The 18381-nt window shown below is 61.4% G+C and carries 20 protein-coding genes; 11 read left to right on the forward strand and 9 right to left on the reverse strand.

Annotated features, from left to right (window positions below; all coding sequences use genetic code 11):
- The first annotated feature begins 180 nt into the window (after window positions 1-180).
- Window positions 181-1857, forward strand: coding sequence for a methyl-accepting chemotaxis protein CtpM (ctpM, locus tag AAEZ05_RS20690; protein WP_502947781.1), 1677 nt, complete (start codon window positions 181-183; stop codon window positions 1855-1857).
- A gap of 112 nt (window positions 1858-1969) precedes the next feature.
- Here the strand turns inward: ctpM and AAEZ05_RS20695 are convergent, their stop codons facing one another.
- Complete coding sequence (locus AAEZ05_RS20695; RefSeq protein ID WP_045060940.1) at window positions 1970-2905, reverse strand: LysR family transcriptional regulator; 936 nt, start codon at window positions 2903-2905, stop codon at window positions 1970-1972.
- A 216-nt stretch (window positions 2906-3121) separates the two neighbouring features.
- On the opposite strand from AAEZ05_RS20695, the gene AAEZ05_RS20700 reads away from it, so the two are divergent.
- The 3 genes from AAEZ05_RS20700 to AAEZ05_RS20710 all read left to right on the forward strand — a co-directional run bounded on the left by AAEZ05_RS20700 (window position 3122) and on the right by AAEZ05_RS20710 (window position 4312).
- A complete protein-coding gene (locus AAEZ05_RS20700; RefSeq protein ID WP_045060941.1) occupies window positions 3122-3607 on the forward strand; it encodes a DMT family transporter in 486 nt (161 codons plus the stop codon).
- A gap of 2 nt (window positions 3608-3609) precedes the next feature.
- Window positions 3610-4062: a DMT family transporter gene (locus AAEZ05_RS20705; RefSeq protein ID WP_045060942.1), complete on the forward strand. Its 453-nt coding sequence runs from the start codon at window positions 3610-3612 to the stop codon at window positions 4060-4062.
- Between the two features lie 82 nt (window positions 4063-4144).
- Window positions 4145-4312 (forward strand): metallothionein, encoded by a 168-nt coding sequence (locus AAEZ05_RS20710; protein ID WP_350648634.1) that lies wholly within the window; start codon window positions 4145-4147, stop codon window positions 4310-4312.
- A gap of 84 nt (window positions 4313-4396) precedes the next feature.
- Here AAEZ05_RS20710 and AAEZ05_RS20715 read toward each other — a convergent pair whose 3' ends face one another.
- Entirely contained in the window at window positions 4397-4624 is a 228-nt protein-coding gene (locus AAEZ05_RS20715) for a DUF6555 family protein (protein WP_045060943.1), read from the reverse strand.
- Window positions 4625-4854: 230 nt separating this feature from the next.
- Here AAEZ05_RS20715 and selD point away from each other — a divergent pair, with 230 nt between their 5' ends.
- Window positions 4855-5889, forward strand: coding sequence for a selenide, water dikinase SelD (gene selD, locus AAEZ05_RS20720; protein ID WP_045060944.1), 1035 nt, complete (start codon window positions 4855-4857; stop codon window positions 5887-5889).
- A complete protein-coding gene (gene mnmH, locus AAEZ05_RS20725; protein WP_045060945.1) occupies window positions 5889-6992 on the forward strand; it encodes a tRNA 2-selenouridine(34) synthase MnmH in 1104 nt (367 codons plus the stop codon). Before selD ends, mnmH begins: the two co-directional genes overlap by 1 nt.
- Window positions 6993-7036: 44 nt before the next feature.
- Here mnmH and AAEZ05_RS20730 read toward each other — a convergent pair whose 3' ends face one another.
- Both AAEZ05_RS20730 and AAEZ05_RS20735 read right to left on the reverse strand, forming a co-directional pair.
- Window positions 7037-8092, reverse strand: a complete 1056-nt coding sequence (locus tag AAEZ05_RS20730; RefSeq protein ID WP_350648636.1) for a permease — start codon at window positions 8090-8092, stop codon at window positions 7037-7039.
- 66 nt (window positions 8093-8158) lie between these two features.
- A complete protein-coding gene (locus AAEZ05_RS20735; protein WP_045060947.1) occupies window positions 8159-8830 on the reverse strand; it encodes a hypothetical protein in 672 nt (223 codons plus the stop codon).
- 362 nt (window positions 8831-9192) lie between these two features.
- Here AAEZ05_RS20735 and AAEZ05_RS20740 point away from each other — a divergent pair, with 362 nt between their 5' ends.
- The 3 genes from AAEZ05_RS20740 (at window position 9193) to hemB (ending at window position 11866) form a co-directional block, all read left to right on the forward strand.
- Window positions 9193-9891 carry a glutathione binding-like protein gene (locus AAEZ05_RS20740; RefSeq protein ID WP_350648638.1) on the forward strand — a complete coding sequence of 233 codons (699 nt, stop codon included), beginning with the start codon at window positions 9193-9195 and terminating at the stop codon, window positions 9889-9891.
- Between the two features lie 27 nt (window positions 9892-9918).
- Window positions 9919-10761, forward strand: coding sequence for a PhzF family phenazine biosynthesis protein (locus AAEZ05_RS20745; protein WP_045060949.1), 843 nt, complete (start codon window positions 9919-9921; stop codon window positions 10759-10761).
- Window positions 10762-10891: 130 nt separating this feature from the next.
- On the forward strand, window positions 10892-11866 hold the full coding sequence (hemB, locus tag AAEZ05_RS20750; protein WP_045060950.1) for a porphobilinogen synthase: 975 nt from the start codon (window positions 10892-10894) through the stop codon (window positions 11864-11866).
- A 62-nt stretch (window positions 11867-11928) separates the two neighbouring features.
- Here hemB and AAEZ05_RS20755 read toward each other — a convergent pair whose 3' ends face one another.
- Window positions 11929-13464 (reverse strand): FAD-dependent oxidoreductase, encoded by a 1536-nt coding sequence (locus AAEZ05_RS20755; protein WP_350648641.1) that lies wholly within the window; start codon window positions 13462-13464, stop codon window positions 11929-11931.
- 291 nt (window positions 13465-13755) lie between these two features.
- On the opposite strand from AAEZ05_RS20755, the gene AAEZ05_RS20760 reads away from it, so the two are divergent.
- Complete coding sequence (locus tag AAEZ05_RS20760; protein WP_045060952.1) at window positions 13756-14847, forward strand: DUF1615 domain-containing protein; 1092 nt, start codon at window positions 13756-13758, stop codon at window positions 14845-14847.
- 63 nt (window positions 14848-14910) lie between these two features.
- Here AAEZ05_RS20760 and AAEZ05_RS20765 read toward each other — a convergent pair whose 3' ends face one another.
- From AAEZ05_RS20765 to AAEZ05_RS20775, 3 genes are all read right to left on the reverse strand, one after another.
- Window positions 14911-15630: an anti-sigma factor gene (locus AAEZ05_RS20765; protein WP_350648643.1), complete on the reverse strand. Its 720-nt coding sequence runs from the start codon at window positions 15628-15630 to the stop codon at window positions 14911-14913.
- Entirely contained in the window at window positions 15627-16154 is a 528-nt protein-coding gene (locus AAEZ05_RS20770; RefSeq protein WP_045060954.1) for a sigma-70 family RNA polymerase sigma factor, read from the reverse strand. Before AAEZ05_RS20770 ends, AAEZ05_RS20765 begins: the two co-directional genes overlap by 4 nt.
- 311 nt (window positions 16155-16465) lie before the next feature.
- A complete protein-coding gene (locus AAEZ05_RS20775; RefSeq protein WP_045060955.1) occupies window positions 16466-16987 on the reverse strand; it encodes a DUF3455 domain-containing protein in 522 nt (173 codons plus the stop codon).
- Window positions 16988-17144: 157 nt separating this feature from the next.
- Between AAEZ05_RS20775 and AAEZ05_RS20780 the strand changes: the two genes are divergently transcribed.
- The gene (locus tag AAEZ05_RS20780) at window positions 17145-17768 is read left to right on the forward strand and encodes a glutathione S-transferase (RefSeq protein ID WP_350648645.1); all 624 of its coding nucleotides are present in this window, start codon (window positions 17145-17147) and stop codon (window positions 17766-17768) included.
- Between the two features lie 101 nt (window positions 17769-17869).
- Here the strand turns inward: AAEZ05_RS20780 and AAEZ05_RS20785 are convergent, their stop codons facing one another.
- A complete protein-coding gene (locus tag AAEZ05_RS20785; RefSeq protein WP_045060957.1) occupies window positions 17870-18310 on the reverse strand; it encodes a CBS domain-containing protein in 441 nt (146 codons plus the stop codon).
- Between the last annotated feature and the right edge of the window lie 71 nt (window positions 18311-18381).

The following is an 18381-nucleotide window of genomic DNA, read 5'->3' on the forward strand; positions in this document are numbered from 1 at the left end:
TCTCCCCTGTGAGAGTGAGCCTGCTCGCGATGACGGCCTGACTTTCAGCATTGATGTTGGCTGACACTCCGCTATCGCGAGCAGGCTCACGCCTACAGTGGGTGATATTCAACTTTTGCTCCGGCGTGCCGTTAAAGCTTCCAGGCACGCCAATAAATCAAAAGAGTGAATGTCATGCGCATGAGCCTCAAGGCTAAAGTCCTGTCCCTCGCCGTCCTCCCGGTGCTGCTCTTTGCGCTGGTCATCAGTCTGACCACGCTGTTTATCCTGCAGCAACAGGCGCGCAACGAAGTGGAGGAAACCCGGCAACGCCTGCTCTCTGACGCCAAGGCCACCTTGCAAAGCTACGTGGCCGTGGCCGTGTCCACGATCAAACCTCTCTACGAAGCCGCCGCCCCCGGCGACGATGGCGCGCGGGCCCAGGCGATCAAATTGCTGTCGAGCATCAGCTATGGCAAGGACGGCTATTTCTTCGGCTATGACTCCAACACCGTGCGCCTGTTCAAGGCCAACAGCCCGGAAGGCGTCGGCCAGAGCTTCAAGGACAACCGCGACCCGAACGGCGTGTACGTCAACCGCGACCTGGTGAAAGTCGCGAAGGACGGCACCCATTACCTGCAATACAGTTCACCGTTGCCGGGCAACACCCAGGTGCTGGTGCCCAAGCTTGGTTACACCGAGTACCTGGCCAAATGGGACATGGCGGTGGGTACGTCGGTGAATCTCGACGGCATTGAGGCGCAGGTGGCGCTGGTCGAGGCCAAGGTACAGGCGCGCATGGAAGGGGTGGTGTGGAGCATTGTCGGCATCGCTGCCGTGGTCTTGCTGGTGATCGCCGCTGCTGGCGTGTTGCTGTCCAACACGATCTTGCGTCCACTGCACCTGATGAAGGCCAACCTCGATGACATCGCGGCAGGCGAGGGTGACCTGACTCGCCGCCTGACCATTACCAGCCAGGATGAACTTGGCGAACTGGCGGGCTCGTTCAATCGTTTTGTCGACAAGATCCATGGGCTGGTGCGCCAGATCACTGAAATGACTTCGCAGCTGACCGGCCTGGTGACTCAGGTATCCGCTCAGGCCCAGCGTTCGGACCAGGCGATGGAGCGCCAGCGTCACGAGACCGATCAGGTGGCCACGGCGATCAATGAAATGTCGGCGGCGGCCCAGGAAGTTGCCAAAAGCGCGCAGAACGCTGCGGTAGCGGCTCAGCAGACGGATGAAGAGGGCCAGGCGGCCAAGCGGGTAGTGGCTGGCAGCATCGTGAAGATTCATGCACTGGTGGACGACATTCGCAGCAGCGGCGTGTCGCTGGACAGTTTGCAGCAGGACGTGTCGTCGATTGTCAGCGTGCTCGGGGTGATTCGCTCGATTGCTGACCAGACCAACCTGCTGGCCCTCAATGCCGCGATCGAAGCGGCTCGCGCCGGCGAGGCGGGCCGCGGCTTTGCTGTGGTGGCGGACGAAGTGCGGGCGCTGGCCAGTCGCACGCAAATCAGCACCCAGGAAATCCAGGGCATGATCGACCGTTTGCAGGCGGGCACGCAGTCAGCGGTTGAGGCGATGCGTCGCTCCAGTGAGGCCGGCGACGGCACCAGCGCCCAGGCCAACGAGGCGGGCGCTTCGCTGGATGCGATGGCGCAGTTGATTGGCACGATCAACTCGATGAACGCGCAGATCGCCAGCGCCGCCGAAGAGCAGACGGCCGTGGCCGAAGAGATCAACCGCAGCGTGCATCAGATTGCGGCAGCCGTGGACAGCGTCGCTGACGAAACCCAGCTCGGCGCACAAACCACCCGTAGCCTCGCAGACCTGGGGCAACGGTTGGGCGGACTGGTTGGGCAGTTCCGTATCTGACGCCTGACGTTTTTGGTGGCCTTTACACGTCTGTGGCAATTGAGCTCCTGTGGCGAGGGGGGCAGCTTGCCTGCTCCAGGATGGTGCCATAGCGCACTGCCTGCCTCGCCAGCTACGGTCGGTCCCAGTACGGCACCGCCCCGAAGCATTCGACAAAAAAATCGATCACCGTCCTGACCTTTACCGACAACCGTCGGCTACCGGGCCACAGGACGGCGATCTGCTGCGGTTCCAGGCTATTGGATACCTGATACTCCTCCAGCACGGGCACCAGCGTGCCGTTACGCACCGCTTCGCCAATCAGCCATGACGGAAACATCACCAGCCCCAGGCCCTGTTCCGCCGCTTGAGTGAGAGTGTCGGCATGGTTGCCGGTGATTGGCCCCTTCACCGAGTAAGCCACCCAGTCCTGCTGATCTTTGCGGAAGAACCAGCGCTGCTGACCGGCCACGCCTTTGTAGGCCAGACACTGATGGGCGACGAGCTCGTCGGGACGCCTCGGGGTGCCGCGACGCTTAAGATACGCCGGGCTGGCCGCCACCTGGAAACGATGGGGCGCCAGAATTCGCGCCTGCATGCTCGAGTCGTGCAGGGGGCCGATGCGGAACAGCAGGTCGGCACCTTCCTGCAGCGGATCGACGTAGCTGTCGGTCTGCTGGATATCCAGTTGCAGCTTCGGGTAGCGCTCGCACAACTGGCCAAGCCAGGGCGTCAGGTGCCGTTGCCCGAAGACCACCGGGGCGTTTATCCGAACCAGTCCACTCGGCTCGCTTCGCTGCTCCTGCAGCGCCTGTTCGGCTTCCTCGAGCTGCACCAGCACCAACCGCGCATGGTGCCCCAGCATGCGCCCGGCCTCGGTAGGGGTGACGGCGCGCGTGTGGCGGTACAGCAGTTGTTGGCTCAGGGCCTGTTCCATCAGCTGGATCTGCCGCGAAATGGAGGAGGGTGCCAGGCCTTCGCGACGGGCGACTTCAGAGAAACTGCCATGGTCCAGCACCGCGACAAACAGCCTGAGCGCCTTGAATCCAAATTCGTTGAGACCCTGCATGATCAATCCTGCTGTGCGTAATGCGCAAAAGTGTTGTCCGGATGCTCCCATTTATTGCAAAGGGAAGCCAGCCGATAATGCACGCCTCCTTCGCCCGTGGGGCGCAAGTCTGCCCGCGAAATCATCGCTCACCCGCTTGTTGCCGACCCGAGCAGCGTTTTCGCGAGCAGGCTCGCGCCCACATGGGTTTGTGTTAACTGACCACAGGTTATCTTTATGCAATCTTCAATCGAACAGGTCGCTGCGACGCCTGCCACCAAACCGGGGCTACGGCTGCTGCTGTTGCCGCTGGTGATCCTGGCCGGCATGGGGCTTTCCGTGGAGGCCGGGTTGCTGGGGCCGCTGGGGGTTCAGGTCGGGCATCTGTGGGCGACCTTGAGCATCTTTGGCGTTGGCTCGGCCATCTTGTTTCTGCTGCTGTTGATGAGCGGCCCGCAACAGGGGCCGGCGTTGAACACCTTGCCGCGCTGGCAACTGATCGGCGGTTTCCTGGGCCCCGTGTACGTGATCGTATTGACGCTGGCCACGCCGCATATCGGCATCGCCATGACGATGATCGCGATTCTTTCAGGGCAGGTCGGTAAAAGCGTGCTGATCGACCATTTCGGCTGGTTCGGCGCAACGCGCAAAAAGGTCAACGGTGAACGCTGGCTGGCGTTGGTGTTGATTGTTGCCGCACTTGTTCTGATTGCCAGGGGTTGATGATGAGTCTGTTTATTTTGTTGGCGGTGGTCGTAGCGGCCGGTGCGGTGTTGAGTGTGCAGGCGGCGATCAATGGACGCCTGGGTGAAACGGTGGGCGTGTTGCGCAGCAGTCTGTTGACCTTCGTGGTCGGCGCTGTGGTCACCGGCCTGCTGATCCTGTTCTTCGAACCGGCCCATGCGGTGAGTCTGCTCGACGTGCCGAAATGGCAGCTCAGCGGCGCCCTCTTCGGCGTGGTCTACATGATGGTGATGGTCGGCGCAGTGCCACGGGTAGGGGCTGCTGTCGCCACTGTGGCGGTTATCGTCGGGCAGTTGGGCATGGGCATGCTGATCGACAATTTCGGCTGGCTGGGCAACCCGGCAATCGAGTTGTCGGGCAGCCGGATCCTGGCGATGGTGTGCCTGGCGCTGGCGCTGGTGTTCATGTATCGCAGTAATACGCGGCAGGCGTAACGTCGATGGTTGATGGTCCTACACTGTAATCACGGGTGGGCATCCGCTGCATCCGGACGACCATAACGATGGAGTCAAGACCATGACCGTAACCAGGACTGATACCTGCGACTGCCCCAAATGCAAGTGCGAGCTGGGTGAGCACCCGATCGCTCGACACGGCAAGCATTACTGCTGCGAAGCGTGCGCCAAGCACCACGAGCATGGCGAACAGTGTTCATCCAAAGGCTGCAAGTGCGCGCACAGTTAACCGGTCACCCAGTAACCGGTCACCCAAACAAAGTGGAGCCTTTTCAGGCTCCACTGTTGTTTTGGGCAAACCATGCTTCGCGGGTCAGCCAGCCGGCCGCCAGGTCACGTTCTCGACGCCGAATTTCTCGGCCATCGGTTTGCTGGTCTTCTGCACCTTCTCCCGGCCAAAGCGCGGGATCCGACCCACACCGGCGTCACAGCTTGCCCAATGCCAAGCCTCTGCGTTGTCCATCTTGTCCAGACGGATAATGAAAGACTTGGGGGCGCCATGAAGGGTGTACTCAATGACGAATAATTTTGCGTTGTTCATAAAGCCCGTGATTCTCCCTGTGGTATTAGAAGGATCATGGGCGGGCCGGAAAATTCAGTCGGATTGTCAGACGGCAGCGAGTTGGGATGGGCCCCCAACCTGAAACTGACTATAGCTGAGGGAACCTGCACGGTGGTTTTTTGGCCTGAAGGCCCAAAGATCACAGGCCGGCTCTGATCGTCCAGGTGATTGCTGTACGATTGTCGACCTGACTTCACAAGGTGCCCCCCATGAGCGAGCCGATTCGTCTGACCCAATACAGCCACGGCGCAGGATGCGGCTGCAAGATTTCCCCCCAGGTGCTGGAAGTGATCCTGGCAGGCAGCGGGGCGCAGAACCTGGACCCGAATCTGTGGGTCGGCAATGCCTCGCGTGATGATGCGGCGGTCTATGCCATCGACGAAGAACGTGGGGTGGTCTCGACCACCGACTTCTTCATGCCGATCGTCGATGACCCGTTCGACTTCGGTCGCATCGCCGCCACCAACGCCATCAGCGACATCTACGCCATGGGCGGCGATCCGCTGATGGCAATCGCCATTCTCGGCTGGCCGGTCAACGTGCTGGCCCCGGAAATCGCCCGGGAGGTGATTCGTGGCGGTCGCTCGATCTGTGATGAAGCAGGCATTCCCTTGGCCGGCGGGCACTCCATCGACGCGCCCGAGCCGATTTTCGGCCTGGCCGTGACCGGGCTGGTGGAAAAACGCCACATGAAACGCAACGACACCGCGACCGCCGGATGCCTGTTGTACCTCACCAAACCCCTGGGGATCGGCATCCTCACCACCGCCGAGAAAAAGGGCAAGTTGCGCCATGCCGATATCGGCCTGGCCCGCGACTGGATGTGCACCCTGAACAAGCCTGGCAGCCGTTTCGGCAAGCTTGAGGGCGTGACCGCGATGACCGACGTCACCGGGTTCGGCCTGCTCGGGCACCTGGTGGAAATGGCCGACGGCAGCCACCTGACCGCGCGTATCGAGTACGACCGCGTGCCGCGCCTGGCCGGGGTCGAGTACTACCTCGAACAAGGTTGCGTACCCGGCGGCACCCTGCGCAATTTCGACAGCTATGCCAGCAAACTGGGACGTCTGCAGGAACTGCACAAGCGTGTGCTGTGCGACCCGCAAACCAGCGGCGGCCTGCTGATAGCGGTCACTCCGGCAGGCAACCCGCAGTTTCTGAGCGTGGCCGCCGAACTGGGACTGACCCTTGAGCCCATCGGTGAGCTGGTTGAGCGACAGACCCATGCGGTCGAGGTGTTCTGATGCCAATCGACTGCACCGACTACCGCGCCATTTTCCTCAACGACCGACCCATGCTCGATGCTCGTGCGCCGGTGGAATTCGCCAAGGGCTCGTTTCCCGGCGCGGTCAACCTGCCGCTGATGAATGACCACGAGCGCCAGCGCATCGGCACCTGTTACAAGCAACATGGGCAGGAGGCAGCGATCACCCTCGGGCACCAACTGGTGTCCGGTGCGATCAAGGCCGAACGTATCCAGGCCTGGGCCGATTTTGCCCAGGCCCATCCTGAAGGTTATCTGTACTGTTTTCGCGGTGGCTTGCGCTCGCAGCTTGTGCAGCAGTGGCTCAAGGACGAGGCGGGCATCGAGTACCCACGAGTCGGTGGCGGCTACAAGGCCATGCGCTCGTTCCTGCTGGACACGGTCGACCAGGCAGTGACGCAGTGTGATTTCGTGTTGCTGGGCGGCATGACCGGTACCGGCAAGACCGAGGTGCTCACGCAGTTGAGCAACGGTCTGGACCTGGAAGGCCATGCCAATCACCGCGGCTCCAGTTTCGGCAAACGCGCCACTGACCAGCCCTCCAACATCGATTTTGAAAACCGCCTGGCCGTGGACATCTTGAAAAAACGTGCGGTTGGCATCGAGCGCTTCGTATTGGAAGACGAGAGCCGCACGGTCGGCAGCTGCGCCTTGCCGCTGCCGTTGTTCCAGGGCATGCAGCAGTATCCGATGGTCTGGCTGGAAGACAGCCTGCAAGGGCGGGTCGAGCGGATCCTGCGCGATTACGTGGTAGACCTGTGCGCGGAATTCATCACTGTGCATGGCGAAGTCGGGTTTGCGCTGTTCTCCGAGCGGTTGCTGGAAAGCCTCAATAATGTGCAAAAACGCCTGGGTGGCGAACGGCACCGGCGCATGCTGCTGTTGATGGAGGATGCGTTGGCGGAACAGGCACGCAGCGGCTCGGTGGACCTGCACCGGGCCTGGATCGAGGGCTTGTTGAGCGAGTATTACGACCCGATGTATGCGTTCCAGCGCGAGAAAAAGGGCGCGCGAATCGAGTTTGCCGGGGAGCGGGATGCGGTGCTCGAGTATCTGCTGGAGCGTGCTGTTCAGCGGGGATGATGTTACCTGAGCCCGCGATGGCGCCCTCACGGGCGCCACAAAATCTACAGCAAAGCCGCCCCAATCAACCCGCTAACCACACCAATCCCCATGGTCATCAGCGCCACACTCACCAGCACCCTCGCATCGAAATCCTTGCGCAGCATCAGCAGCGACGGCAGGCTGATGCTCGGCAGGGTCATCAGCAGCGCAACGGCGGGGGCGGTGCCCATGCCGAGGGTCATCATGGTTTGCACGATGGGGATTTCCGCTGCCGTTGGAATCACGAACAAAGTGCCGATGATCGCCAACGGCACCAGCCACATCAGGCTGTTGGCCGTGGCGCCATCGATGTGCGGAAACACCCAGACCCGCACTGCGCCGAGCACCAGCACTGCCAGGATGTAAATCGGGATAGTGCTCCAGAACAATTGCCAGAGCGTGCGGCCCCAGCGCACCAGGAACGGTTGCACATCCACCGTGCTCGCTTCACTCACTGCTTCCACAGCCGCTTCAGGCAGCACCTGAGGGCCGGACATGCGCTGCGCCACCCAGGACACGCCAAACACCAGCACGATACCCGCCACCAGGCGCAGCGCCGTAAAGCCCCAACCCAGCACGAAGCCCATGAACACCAGCGTGGCCGGGTTGAGCACCGGATTGCCGATCCAGAACGCCAGCGCGGCGCCGACCGACACATTGGAGCGACGCATGCTGGCCGCTACCGGTGCCGCGCAGCATGAACACATCATGCCCGGCAGGGCGAACAGGCCGCCGCGCAAGGTCGAGGCAAAACCGGCGCGGCCGAACAGGCGAAGCAGCCAGTCGCGGGGGATCAACACCTGCAGCAACGAGCCGAGAATCACTGCCAGCACTGCAGCTTTCCAGATCGCCAGGAAATACACCTTGGCATAGGTCAGTGCAGCGGCCAGGGGAGCGGTCTGGGCGTCGTTGAGGATGGAGGCGCCGATGCTGTGGTTGTCAGCGGCGAGGAAAGCCTTGGCGTAGTAGGGCGACCATTTGACGTAATACAGGCCAATACAGGCGACCAGGACAAAAAGCGCAGGTTTCCACCAGAACGACCAGCCCCTGGAGGGGGCAGCTGTGGATGAGAGTGACATGGGGAGGTTCCGGGGCAAGAAGGAAAGGGTTCATGATAGCCCAGCTCCTCCTCCCGGCGCAGGTACTTACGTTGGGCAGGTCTCGCGACCGTTATCCAGGCCTTGCTTGTAGGTGTGGCTTTCCAGGCTGGCCTTGCCGTTGTGCCAGGTCAGGGTCAGCACATACAACGAGTCGTAATCGCTCGATTCCCAGTCTTCGGTAATCTTCTGCTTCTTGCCCAGGGCGTCGCCCGCCACCTTGTTGATCAGCTCAGGCAGGTAGCCATGGGACCAGGCGGTGTAGATGACCGAGTTGTGGTACTTGTCATGGAGCAGTTCGTCGGCCAGGTCGCTGGTATCGTTGGCCGAGAAGTTGATGTTCACCGGCAGGCCGAGCTTGATCGCACTCGGGCTGATGGTCATCAGGGGACGGATGTAGCTGTAGGAGTTATCCAGCTCGCCTTCCTCGACATTGCGGGTCGGGTTGGCCGCAAACACATAGTCGGCCTTGCCGAATTTTTCCGGGAGCAGGGTCGCCAGGTCAATGGCGCGATTGAGGCCCTGGCAGTTGAGCTGGCCCAGGCCGCCCTCGGGTTTTTCCGCATGGCGCAGGAACACCAGGGTCTGGGTACCGTCAGCGGGCTGGGCGCGGCTTTCACTGGATTCCAGCGACAGGAACACCGCACTGGTGGCGAGCAGTGCCGGCAGAAAAAGATAGGCGCGATGCTTGAAGCGATTGGCAAATTTCAAGAATTTCATCGAATAAGGGGTTCTTCAGCGCATTCGGTTAAGGCTGACAAACCTTTACACCGCGAGCTTCCAGCGTCGGGTGATTTCCATGTCGTTGAGCCGGTCCGTTTCCGAAGGGGCAAGGATCAGAGTGCCTGAAGCCCATTTGGTTCGATCCCGACAGGTGCGCCGCACTCTACCGGGATGCTTTCTCGGATGTAGGAAAAGTTACCGACAGGATGTTACAACTTGTCGTCGCAGCTGCCGGAGGCTGCGATCTTTTGCTCTTGATGTTCAGCAACCTTGAAAAATCAGGATCACGATCAAAAGATCGCAGCCTTCGGCAGCCCCTACGGATTATGATCGGCTTACATCTTCCTTTGGATGCTCCCATGACTGATTTGTCCGCGTTCCCCATCACGCAAAAATGGCCGGCCCAGTACCCTGAATGGATCCAGCTGTATTCCCTGCCGACACCCAATGGGGTCAAGGTCTCGATCATGCTCGAAGAGATCGGACTGCCCTACGAGCCCCATCGCGTCAGCTTCGAAACCAATGACCAACTGTCCCAGGAGTTCATTTCGCTGAGCTCTAACAACAAGATTCCGGCGATCCTCGATCCCCATGGTCCGGCCGATCAACCCTTGGCGCTGTTCGAGTCCGGGGCGATTCTGATCTACCTCGCCGACAAGAGCGGGCAGTTACTGGCCCAGGAATCGGCGGCACGCTACGAGACGCTCCAGTGGCTGATGTTCCAGATGGGAGGCATCGGGCCAATGTTCGGCCAGCTCGGCTTCTTCAATAAATTCGCCGGCAAGGACTACGAGGACAAACGCCCACTGGGTCGTTATGTGGACGAAAGCAAGCGCCTGCTCAAGGTGCTCGATACCCGGCTGCAAGGGCGGGACTGGATCATGGGCGATCGCTACACCATTGCCGACATCGCCACGTTCCCCTGGGTGCGCAACCTGATCGGCTTCTATGAAGCGGGCGACCTGGTAGGCATCAACGACTTCAAAAACGTGACGCGGGTGCTTGAGCGCTTCCTGGCGCGGCCGGCAGTCATGCGCGGGCTGGAAATTCCGAAGTAGTCCATTCAACAAGACCAGGGAAAGGCCATGCATTCATTTGATTTCAAGCAGGTAGATGTGTTCAGCCGCAGCCCGCTCAAGGGCAATCCGCTGGCGGTGGTGTTCGCTGCTGATGAACTGAGCGACGAGCGGATGGCGGCGTTTGCCGCCTGGACCAACCTCAGCGAGACCACCTTCATCCTCCAGCCCCGTGACCCGCGGGCCGACTACCGGGTGCGGATCTTCACCACGCTCAAGGAGCTGCCATTCGCCGGTCATCCGACCCTGGGGACTTGTCATGCCTGGCTGGAAGCCGGCGGCGTGCCCATGGCCGAGGAGGTGATTCAGGAGTGCGGAGTCGGGCTTGTGCGCATTCGTCGCCAGGGCGCGGAGCTGGCCTTCCTGGCGCCGCCGCTGATCAGGACCGGGCCGGTGGATGCCGGGATTGTAGAACGGGTGCGTCTGGGGTTGGGCCTGGAGCGCGGCGCGATCCTGCGCAGTCAGTGGGTCGATAATGGCGCCGGCTGGCTGGCGGTGATGCTGGCGGATCGCCGGCAGGTGCTGGACCTGCAGCCCGACCATGGGCAAATGCTCGGCCTCGCGGTCGGGGTCGTTGCGCCTTGGCAGCCGGCACGCGATGGCGATGCCGCGCAGTTCGAAGTGCGTGCATTTATCAGCGGCGACGGCATGCCTGAAGACCCGGCCACCGGCAGCCTGAATGCCGGGCTGGCGCAGTGGCTACTCATGGAAGGGCTGGCACCGCCGAGCTATGTGGTCAGCCAGGGTGTGACCATGGGTCGCGCCGGGCGCATCCAGGTCGAGCAAGTGGGCGACGAAATCTGGGTCGGCGGCCCCGTCGTGACCTGCATCAGCGGCACTTTGACCCTCTAGACCGACCGTGCCGTCTGGTGATTATTGCCGGACCGGTAACGCACTCTTGGTCAACAAGCGTTTGTGCGGTACGCCGCACAACGCATAAGCTTTCGCCCCCTACGACTTTTGTCTTGTCCCAGGAACCTCCATGTCCAGTCAGTTCCCCGAAGCACGTCCACGCCGTCTGCGCCGCAATGCGAGCCTGCGCAGCCTGTTCCAGGAAACCGAGTTCAGTCTCGATGACCTGGTGCTACCGATCTTCGTCGAGGAAGAAATCGACGACTTCGTGCCGATCAAGAGCATGCCGGGCGTGATGCGCATTCCCGAATCTAAACTTGCCGGCGAGATCGAGCGCTACGCCCGTGCCGGCATCCGTTCGGTGATGACGTTCGGCGTGTCCCACCACCTGGACAGCAACGGCAGCGATACCTGGAACGAAAACGGGCTGGTGTCGCGCATGTCGCGCATCGCCAAGGATGCAGTGCCGGACATGATCGTGATGTCCGACACCTGCTTCTGCGAGTACACCGACCACGGCCACTGCGGGGTCATGCACAACCATGAAGTCGACAACGATCAGACCCTGGTCAACCTCGGCCGGCAGGCCGTTGCCGCAGCCCAGGCCGGTGCCGATGTGATCGCTCCTTCCGCGGCGATGGACGGGCAGGTCCAGGCGATTCGCCGGGCGCTGGATGCCGCCGGTTTCACCCACACGCCGATCATGGCCTATTCGACCAAGTTCGCTTCGGCGCTTTATGGCCCGTTTCGTGAAGCCGGTGGCAGTGCCCTCAAGGGCGATCGCAAGAGCTACCAGATGAACCCGATGAACCGCCGCGAAGCGGTGCGCGAGTCGTTGCTGGACGAGCAGGAAGGCGCGGATGCGCTGATGGTCAAGCCGGCCGGCGCGTACCTGGACATCATCCGCGACATCCGCGAGGCCTCGCGCCTGCCGCTGGCGGCGTACCAGGTCAGCGGCGAATACGCGATGATCAAGTTCGGCGCCCAGGCCGGGGCCATTGACGAAGACCGGGTGGTCCGCGAAAGCCTTGGGGCGATCAAACGCGCCGGTGCCGATCTGATTTTCACTTACTTCGCGATGGACCTGGCGCTGGCCGGGATCTAACCAACAGCAACCTGCCTGTGGCAGCGGGCAAGCCCGCTCCCACATGTTTGTTGTGTGGGGTGTCAGGGGTTGGTGAAAAACGTACGAATCCCGTGATCACGGAAATAGCGTTCGATCACCTTCGGATCCGAGCTGTTCTCGGCGATCGCCACATAGGTATCCGGTCGTAACAGGTAGAACCCGTTACGTCCAAGGCCCGCCGGTTCGAACGCAGGCCGCCAGGCAAATACCTGCAACGGCAGGTGATGCTCCAGGCACCAGGCGATCATTTCGTCGCTGGTGTCGCCATACACATGCACCTGCCAGACCGGCTGCTTGAGCGATTCATAATTGTCGCCTTCGCCATCGTGCGCCCAAGGCAGTCGATCCCCGCCATGGACATGCCCGGCTACGCCTCCACTCAATGCCATCGTCCGGTAATTCAGAGTGATCTGCGAAACCGTGCGAAACAGAAATTCGCGGGATGTTTCGAACGCGGCCATTTTCGGAATGAGCAACGGCGCCAGGCGGGTGCGCAGCAGGTCGGCCATGGGGCCTTGGGCGGTGACCAAACTGAATACCCGGTCGGTGGTGGCGACCAGTTTGCGGGCAAAAGCGATGCGTTCCGGTTCATAACTGTCGAGCAACCGCGTTTCGGCACCGCCACTCAACACGGCGGCGAGTTTCCACGCCAGGTTGATGGCGTCACCGATCCCGGTGTTCATGCCCTGGCCGCCGACCGGACTGTGGACGTGGGCGGCGTCCCCCAGCAGAAACGCGCGACCGGTGCGAAAGTGATCCGCCACCCGATGATGCACGCGGTAGGTCGAGAACCAGTTCACCCGCTCGATCTGCACGTTCATGCTCTGGATCGCGTGATTGCTGACATCCTCGAACCGCAGGTTTTCCGACTGTTCGGCGCGCTCATCGCGCACTGTGCCGATCAGACGCGCGCGACCTTGCTCGGCCATGGGAAACACCGCAAGGAAGTCGGCCTCATCCAGGTCCACGTGCAATTCACCATTGAGGGCCTCGCCGCTGGCATGCACATCGGCCACGTAGAAAATCTGCTGGTAGGTGCCGCCGGGAAAATCGGTATCGAGGGCCTTGCGCACGATCGATCGGGCGCCATCACACCCGGCCAGGTAACACGCCTGGCAAATTTCCTGCTGGCCGTCCGGCAAGCGCAATTGCGCACTGACGCCGTCGCCGGTTTCCTCGAAACTTTCAAGTTCGGTACTGCGTTCAACCTTGATTCCAAAGGCTTCGAGGCGGGTTATCAATAGTCGCTCGTGCTGGTCCTGGGGATATATTTCCAGGAAAGAGTAGGGCGTGAGGCCTTCGCCGACGGCCGTCAGGGGCAAGCGCGCGACAGGCCCGCCCTTGACCCAGAAATTCGCCGCGGCAACGCGATGACCGCTCTGCACCACGGCGTCGGCGAGGTCGAGCTGGCGATACAGTTCAAGGGTGCGCGCCTGCACCGCCAACGCCCGGGAGGTCGTGCCGGGCGCCGAGGTCTTGTCGATGATCCGCACCCGAATCCCCAGTTTGCTCAACCACAGCGCCAGTACCAGTCCAGTGGGGCCGGCGCCGACAATCAGCACATCGCTTCGATTCATGGGGCTGGTCTCCTCGCCGTGTTGCTCAAGTATGGTCCAGCTCGAAACCGCGTCCAGACGGCCTGCCCAACGGAAAAAGCCCTCTGGTAAAAGCATGCCTGCTGGGGACGGCGTTCCGATCAAAAGATCGCAGCCTCGTTTCTCTCGACAGCTCCTACCCGGATTGCATGCAGATCCCGCGCAAATCACACCCGGTTTAGGCGGGGGAACAGTTAGCGGCGGCAAGAGTCATAGCCTGCGCCATGCCATTGATCGTATGGTTAACCGTCCCGAAGAATCTGATGGAACACCATGCAAGCCAATCGATTGATCACAAGCGTCACCGCGCTACTGGTACTCGCCGGTTGCGCCACGCAAAGGACACCGGAACCGCCTGCGCGCAAGCCCGCAGAGGTCAAGGCTGAACTGGTGCGCCTGTTGCCGGCAAAAACAGCCGATCGCCAGGGCTGGGCCACGGACATCTATGCCGCATTCGCCGCGCAGGGCATTTATCCGAGCACGCAAAACCTCTGCTCGGTGCTCGCCGTCACCGAGCAGGAGTCGACGTTCCAAGTGGACCCGCCAGTGCCCGGGCTAGGCAAGATCGCCCGTGAAGAAATCGACCGCCGGGCCGCCAAGGTGCATATCCCCCGCCTGCTGGTCAGTGGCGCGCTGCAGGTCAACTCGCCCAACGGCAAGAGCTACAGCACGCGGCTCAATGCCGCACGCAGTGAAAAGGAGCTAAGCGCGATCTTCGATGATTTCATCGGCATGGTACCAATGGGGCAGACGCTGTTCGGCGGATTCAACCCGGTGCATACCGGTGGGCCGATGCAGGTCAGCATCGATTTCGCCGAACAGCATGCGCGACAGTACCCGTATCCGGTCGAGGGCACGATTCGCCGTGAAGTGTTCACTCGTCGCGGCGGCATGTATTTCGGCATCGCCCACCTGCTGGGTTACCCGGTGAGCTACGAACAGCCCCTGTACCGCTTTGCCGATTTCAACGCCGGCTGGTACGCCAGTCGCAATGCAGCCTTTCAGAATGCCGTAAGTCGCGCATCTGGCATCCCGCTGGCGCTGGACGGTGATCTGGTGCGCTACGACGCAATCATGCCGGGCACCACCGAGCTGGCCGTGCGCAGCCTTGGCAAGCAACTGGACATGCGCAATCCGACCATCCGCGCTCAACTGGACAAGGGTAAGAGCCTGGAGTTCGAGGAAACGAAACTGTATCAGCGGGTGTTCGAATTGGCGGAGCAGGCTGAAGGCCGGTCATTGCCCCGGGCGGTATTGCCGGGAATCGTTCTGCAAAGCCCGAAAATTACCCGAAAACTCACCACCGCCTGGTTCGCCAAGCGGGTGGATGAGCGCTATCAGCGTTGCATGGCCCGAGCCCGCTGAGCGGGCCCAGGCCTCAGTGGGAGCGGGCGTTTGTTTGCATCAGACGGCCCAGGGTAAATTCAATCAAATGACCTTCACTGCCCGGCCGATGAACTGAATCGGCCCGGTCGGCTTGCCGATTGGCGAGCCATTGGGGTTCTCCAGGGTCAGCTCGAACAGTTGATCAGGAACCAGTGGCGGCAGTTTATCCAGCGGCACCGACAGGGTTTGCCCCGGTTTGACCAGACCCAGGGATACCGGCCCTTGCCAACCGTCTGCCTTGGTCCAGAATTCCAGCGCCTTGTCGGCTGGAACTTCAACCACCCCCAGCGGAATCAATTGCAGCTCCCTTGGGTTGCTCGCCTGGACGACCCAGCCCGGCGCCTTGTCCTGAGGGCCGACCAACACCACCAGGTAGGTCGGCTTGGCCGTGGTCTGCGTCAACAGCAATGCACCGAGCAGCAGGCTGGCCGCCAGCCCGGCACCGGCCAGCCCGCGCCATAAGGGCAGCAGGTTCCACCAGGAGGGCGCGCGCGCGGCAGGTAACCGGTGCTTGGGCTCCAGGACCTGCACACTGCGCTCAATTCGCGGCCACAATTGGGTAGAAGGAAGCACCGGCTCGACGAGGTCGGTCAAGCCGAGCAGGCGACGTTCCCAGCTGTCGACCGCCGTGCGCAACTCGGCGTCGCCCTCCAGGCGCAGGCGCACCTGAGCTCGCAACTCGCCCGAGAGCGTGCCCAGTACATACTCGCTGGCCAGTTCGTCGCGCTCTTCAGGGGTTTCGTTCAAAGGTCTGCTGATCATCCCATGCACTCCCGCAACGCCGTCAGGCTGCGCTTGATCCAGGCTTTGACCGTGCCCAGCGGGGTGCCGAGCTTGTGTGATATCTCGGCGTGGGAATAACCGTCGACGTACGCATGCACGATGCAAGTGCGCCGTGCCGGTTCCAATTGCTCCAGGCAGTGATGGATGCGTCCGGAATCGGCCTGGTCATCGAAAGCTTCGGTAACGTCCGGCACTTCGGTCTCGTCGTGGCTTTCGCGCCGATGGTCGCGCAGGAAATTCAACGCCAGGTGCCGCGTTACGCTGTACATCCAGCCCCGCGCCGAACCTCGCGCGGGATCGAATCGCGCGGCACCGTTCCAGATTTTCAGAAATGCATCGTGGACAATATCTTCGGCCAGCGCGGTGTCGCGTACCAGGCGCTTGGCCACGCCCAGCAGGCGCGAACTCTCCTGCACGTATAAATCGCGCAAGGCCTGCCGATCGCCTCGCCCGCAGGCGGCCAGATGTGCTTCGTAATCGAATAAGGGTTCGGGCAAGGACACTGTGCTCAGCCATTGTTGGGACCTGGCATGCAATCTAGCAAACAAACATACCCCCTGTAGGCGCAAGGCTTGCCCGCGATGGTTTTCTGTCAGCAAATGTTGTGTCTGCTGACCGAAAGCCATCGAGGGCAAGCCTTGCTGCCACAGCTGCCACAGCTGCCACAGCTGCCACAGCTGCCACAGCTGCTACAGCTGCTACAGCTGTTCCAGGTAACAGAAATTGCAGGTGTCCCAGATCACAGGTCATGCATGTGTTCCAGAATATTGCAGTATTCCAGGCGTCTATTAGAGATTAGAGATGGGGGCCGGAATCAGCTGGCGGCCCAGAAAATGTAATCCGCCTGGTACTTCACCACTTCCTGCTTGCCCTTGTTGGCGGAGGTGCATTCGGTACCCGGTGCCACGCCGCCCTTAAGGGCCACGCGCTGGATGTAGCTCACGCCGCTCATCGCGCCTTTGCCTTCGGCCGGATTGGCCTTGACCAACTGGTACGGCAGGTTACCCGGTGTCGATGGTGCGACGGCCAGTTGGGTACCGGTGACCTTCGAGCCGTCCTTCGCCTGCCAGGTGGCCGGCGGGCCGAAATAGGTGCCGACCTGTTTGCCGCTGCGATCGTTAAGCACCGCTTTGGGCCCCACGAAAACCCACTCGGTCATGCCGGCGGCGTTGGCCTTGTCGCGGCACTCATAGGTGATCTCGCCGACCCCGGTGGTCTCCATCGCTACCTTGTGCCCGTCCGGCACCTTGATGCTGTCGGGCAACCCGGTCTGGGCGAAGGCGGCGGTAGTGGTGGCAAGCAAACCGGCAAGGCACATCAGCTGTTTGGCGTTCATTGATAGCACTCCGAAAGTGGGTAATCCGCTGTGCAGCATCAGCGCTGCTACAGGTACTACCCGCCACCGGGCGATTTGGATGCAGAGGCGAAAAAAGAAATTTTTCCGCAGGAGCCGAGTCAGCTGCTACAAAGAGAGAACTGCAAAGGAGGTGTGTATGTACCAGCTCTACGGACACAGGAACTCCGGCGCTGCGGCGATTGAGGCGGCGTTGGAACTCTGCGAGATTCCCTATCGTTTTATCGATGTCGAGGCCTCACCAGAGTCGGCGCAGGCCCTGGAGAAACTCAATCCGCTGAAGCAGATACCAACCCTGCAATTGCCCGACGGCAGCGTCCTGACCGAGAGCGCCGCGATCCTCATCCACCTGGGGCTGACCTTTCCCCAGTCGAACCTGCTGCCGGATGACGTCGCCGAACGCGATCAGGCCATTCGCGGCCTGGCGTTCATTGTCAGCAATTGTTATGCGGCGATCGGCATCATCGACTACCCCGAGCGCTGGCTGGACGAGTCGGATGAGAAGTCCCGACAGAACCTCATAGCCGGCGCGCGCCAGCGCCTGCACTGGAGTTGGGAGGTGTTCGCCGACCAGTTTTCCGGCGAGTTGTACCTGGGCGACGAGGCGCCAGGCGCTCTGGACGTTCTGGCCGCCGTGGTCAGTCGCTGGGCGGGTAGCCGCGAACATCTGCGCATCACCCGGCCAGGATTTTATGCGTGGCTGGAGCGAATCGATCGGCATCCGACATTGGCACCGGTGTTTGCCCGGCATTGGCCAACGTGAACAATACTGTGGGAGCGCGCCTGCTTGCGATGGAATGTCAGATCCAATGAGGTCGACTGACACTCCATCGCGAGCGGGATCACCCACGGTGGGAACCCAAACTATTCGCCGCGAATGTACTGCTCCAGCTGCCGAATGAGCTCGGCCTGTTCGGCAATGGCTTCCTTGACCAGGTCGCCGATCGACAGCAGGCCGATCAGCTTGCCGTTCTCGACCACAGGCAAGTGACGCAGCCGTTTATCGGACATGATGCCCAGGCAGGTGTCCACGGTCTGGTGGGTGTCCACGGTGATCACTTGCGAGACCATGATGTCGCGCACCGGCGTACCCACCGAGGAACGACCATGCAACACCAGTTTGCGCGCGTAATCCCGTTCGCTGATGATCCCCAGCACCTGGTCATTTTCCACCACGAGCAGGGCGCCGACGTTCTTCTCGGCCATCTTCATCAACGCTTCTAGCACCATGTGGTCGGGCTTGATCTGGTGCACTTCCTGGTTCTTCTGATCTTTCAACTTGAGCAGTTGGGCGACGGTTTTCATGGTGGGTACTCTGGTGTTGTCGTTGTTCTAGAAGAATCATAGACCCGGGCGTTGAGGGCAAGACGCAAAGC

This window comes from Pseudomonas sp. HY13-MNA-CIBAN-0226 (genome assembly GCF_040310305.1).
In the GTDB taxonomy this organism is placed as follows: Bacteria; Pseudomonadota; Gammaproteobacteria; order Pseudomonadales; family Pseudomonadaceae; genus Aquipseudomonas; species Aquipseudomonas gregormendelii.

Excerpts from the sequence above, each read along its gene's own strand:
- ctpM (WP_502947781.1), top strand. The coding sequence starts at position 181 with ATGAGCCTCAAGGCTAAAGTCCTGTCCCTCGCCGTCCTCCCGGTGCTG.
- AAEZ05_RS20695 (WP_045060940.1), bottom strand. The coding sequence starts at position 2,905 with ATGCAGGGTCTCAACGAATTTGGATTCAAGGCGCTCAGGCTGTTTGTC.
- AAEZ05_RS20700 (WP_045060941.1), top strand. The coding sequence starts at position 3,122 with ATGCAATCTTCAATCGAACAGGTCGCTGCGACGCCTGCCACCAAACCG.
- AAEZ05_RS20705 (WP_045060942.1), top strand. The coding sequence starts at position 3,610 with ATGAGTCTGTTTATTTTGTTGGCGGTGGTCGTAGCGGCCGGTGCGGTG.
- AAEZ05_RS20710 (WP_350648634.1), top strand. The coding sequence starts at position 4,145 with ATGACCGTAACCAGGACTGATACCTGCGACTGCCCCAAATGCAAGTGC.
- AAEZ05_RS20715 (WP_045060943.1), bottom strand. The coding sequence starts at position 4,624 with ATGAACAACGCAAAATTATTCGTCATTGAGTACACCCTTCATGGCGCC.
- selD (WP_045060944.1), top strand. The coding sequence starts at position 4,855 with ATGAGCGAGCCGATTCGTCTGACCCAATACAGCCACGGCGCAGGATGC.
- mnmH (WP_045060945.1), top strand. The coding sequence starts at position 5,889 with ATGCCAATCGACTGCACCGACTACCGCGCCATTTTCCTCAACGACCGA.
- AAEZ05_RS20730 (WP_350648636.1), bottom strand. The coding sequence starts at position 8,092 with ATGTCACTCTCATCCACAGCTGCCCCCTCCAGGGGCTGGTCGTTCTGG.
- AAEZ05_RS20735 (WP_045060947.1), bottom strand. The coding sequence starts at position 8,830 with ATGAAATTCTTGAAATTTGCCAATCGCTTCAAGCATCGCGCCTATCTT.
- AAEZ05_RS20740 (WP_350648638.1), top strand. The coding sequence starts at position 9,193 with ATGACTGATTTGTCCGCGTTCCCCATCACGCAAAAATGGCCGGCCCAG.
- AAEZ05_RS20745 (WP_045060949.1), top strand. The coding sequence starts at position 9,919 with ATGCATTCATTTGATTTCAAGCAGGTAGATGTGTTCAGCCGCAGCCCG.
- hemB (WP_045060950.1), top strand. The coding sequence starts at position 10,892 with ATGTCCAGTCAGTTCCCCGAAGCACGTCCACGCCGTCTGCGCCGCAAT.
- AAEZ05_RS20755 (WP_350648641.1), bottom strand. The coding sequence starts at position 13,464 with ATGAATCGAAGCGATGTGCTGATTGTCGGCGCCGGCCCCACTGGACTG.
- AAEZ05_RS20760 (WP_045060952.1), top strand. The coding sequence starts at position 13,756 with ATGCAAGCCAATCGATTGATCACAAGCGTCACCGCGCTACTGGTACTC.
- AAEZ05_RS20765 (WP_350648643.1), bottom strand. The coding sequence starts at position 15,630 with ATGATCAGCAGACCTTTGAACGAAACCCCTGAAGAGCGCGACGAACTG.
- AAEZ05_RS20775 (WP_045060955.1), bottom strand. The coding sequence starts at position 16,987 with ATGAACGCCAAACAGCTGATGTGCCTTGCCGGTTTGCTTGCCACCACT.
- AAEZ05_RS20780 (WP_350648645.1), top strand. The coding sequence starts at position 17,145 with ATGTACCAGCTCTACGGACACAGGAACTCCGGCGCTGCGGCGATTGAG.
- AAEZ05_RS20785 (WP_045060957.1), bottom strand. The coding sequence starts at position 18,310 with ATGAAAACCGTCGCCCAACTGCTCAAGTTGAAAGATCAGAAGAACCAG.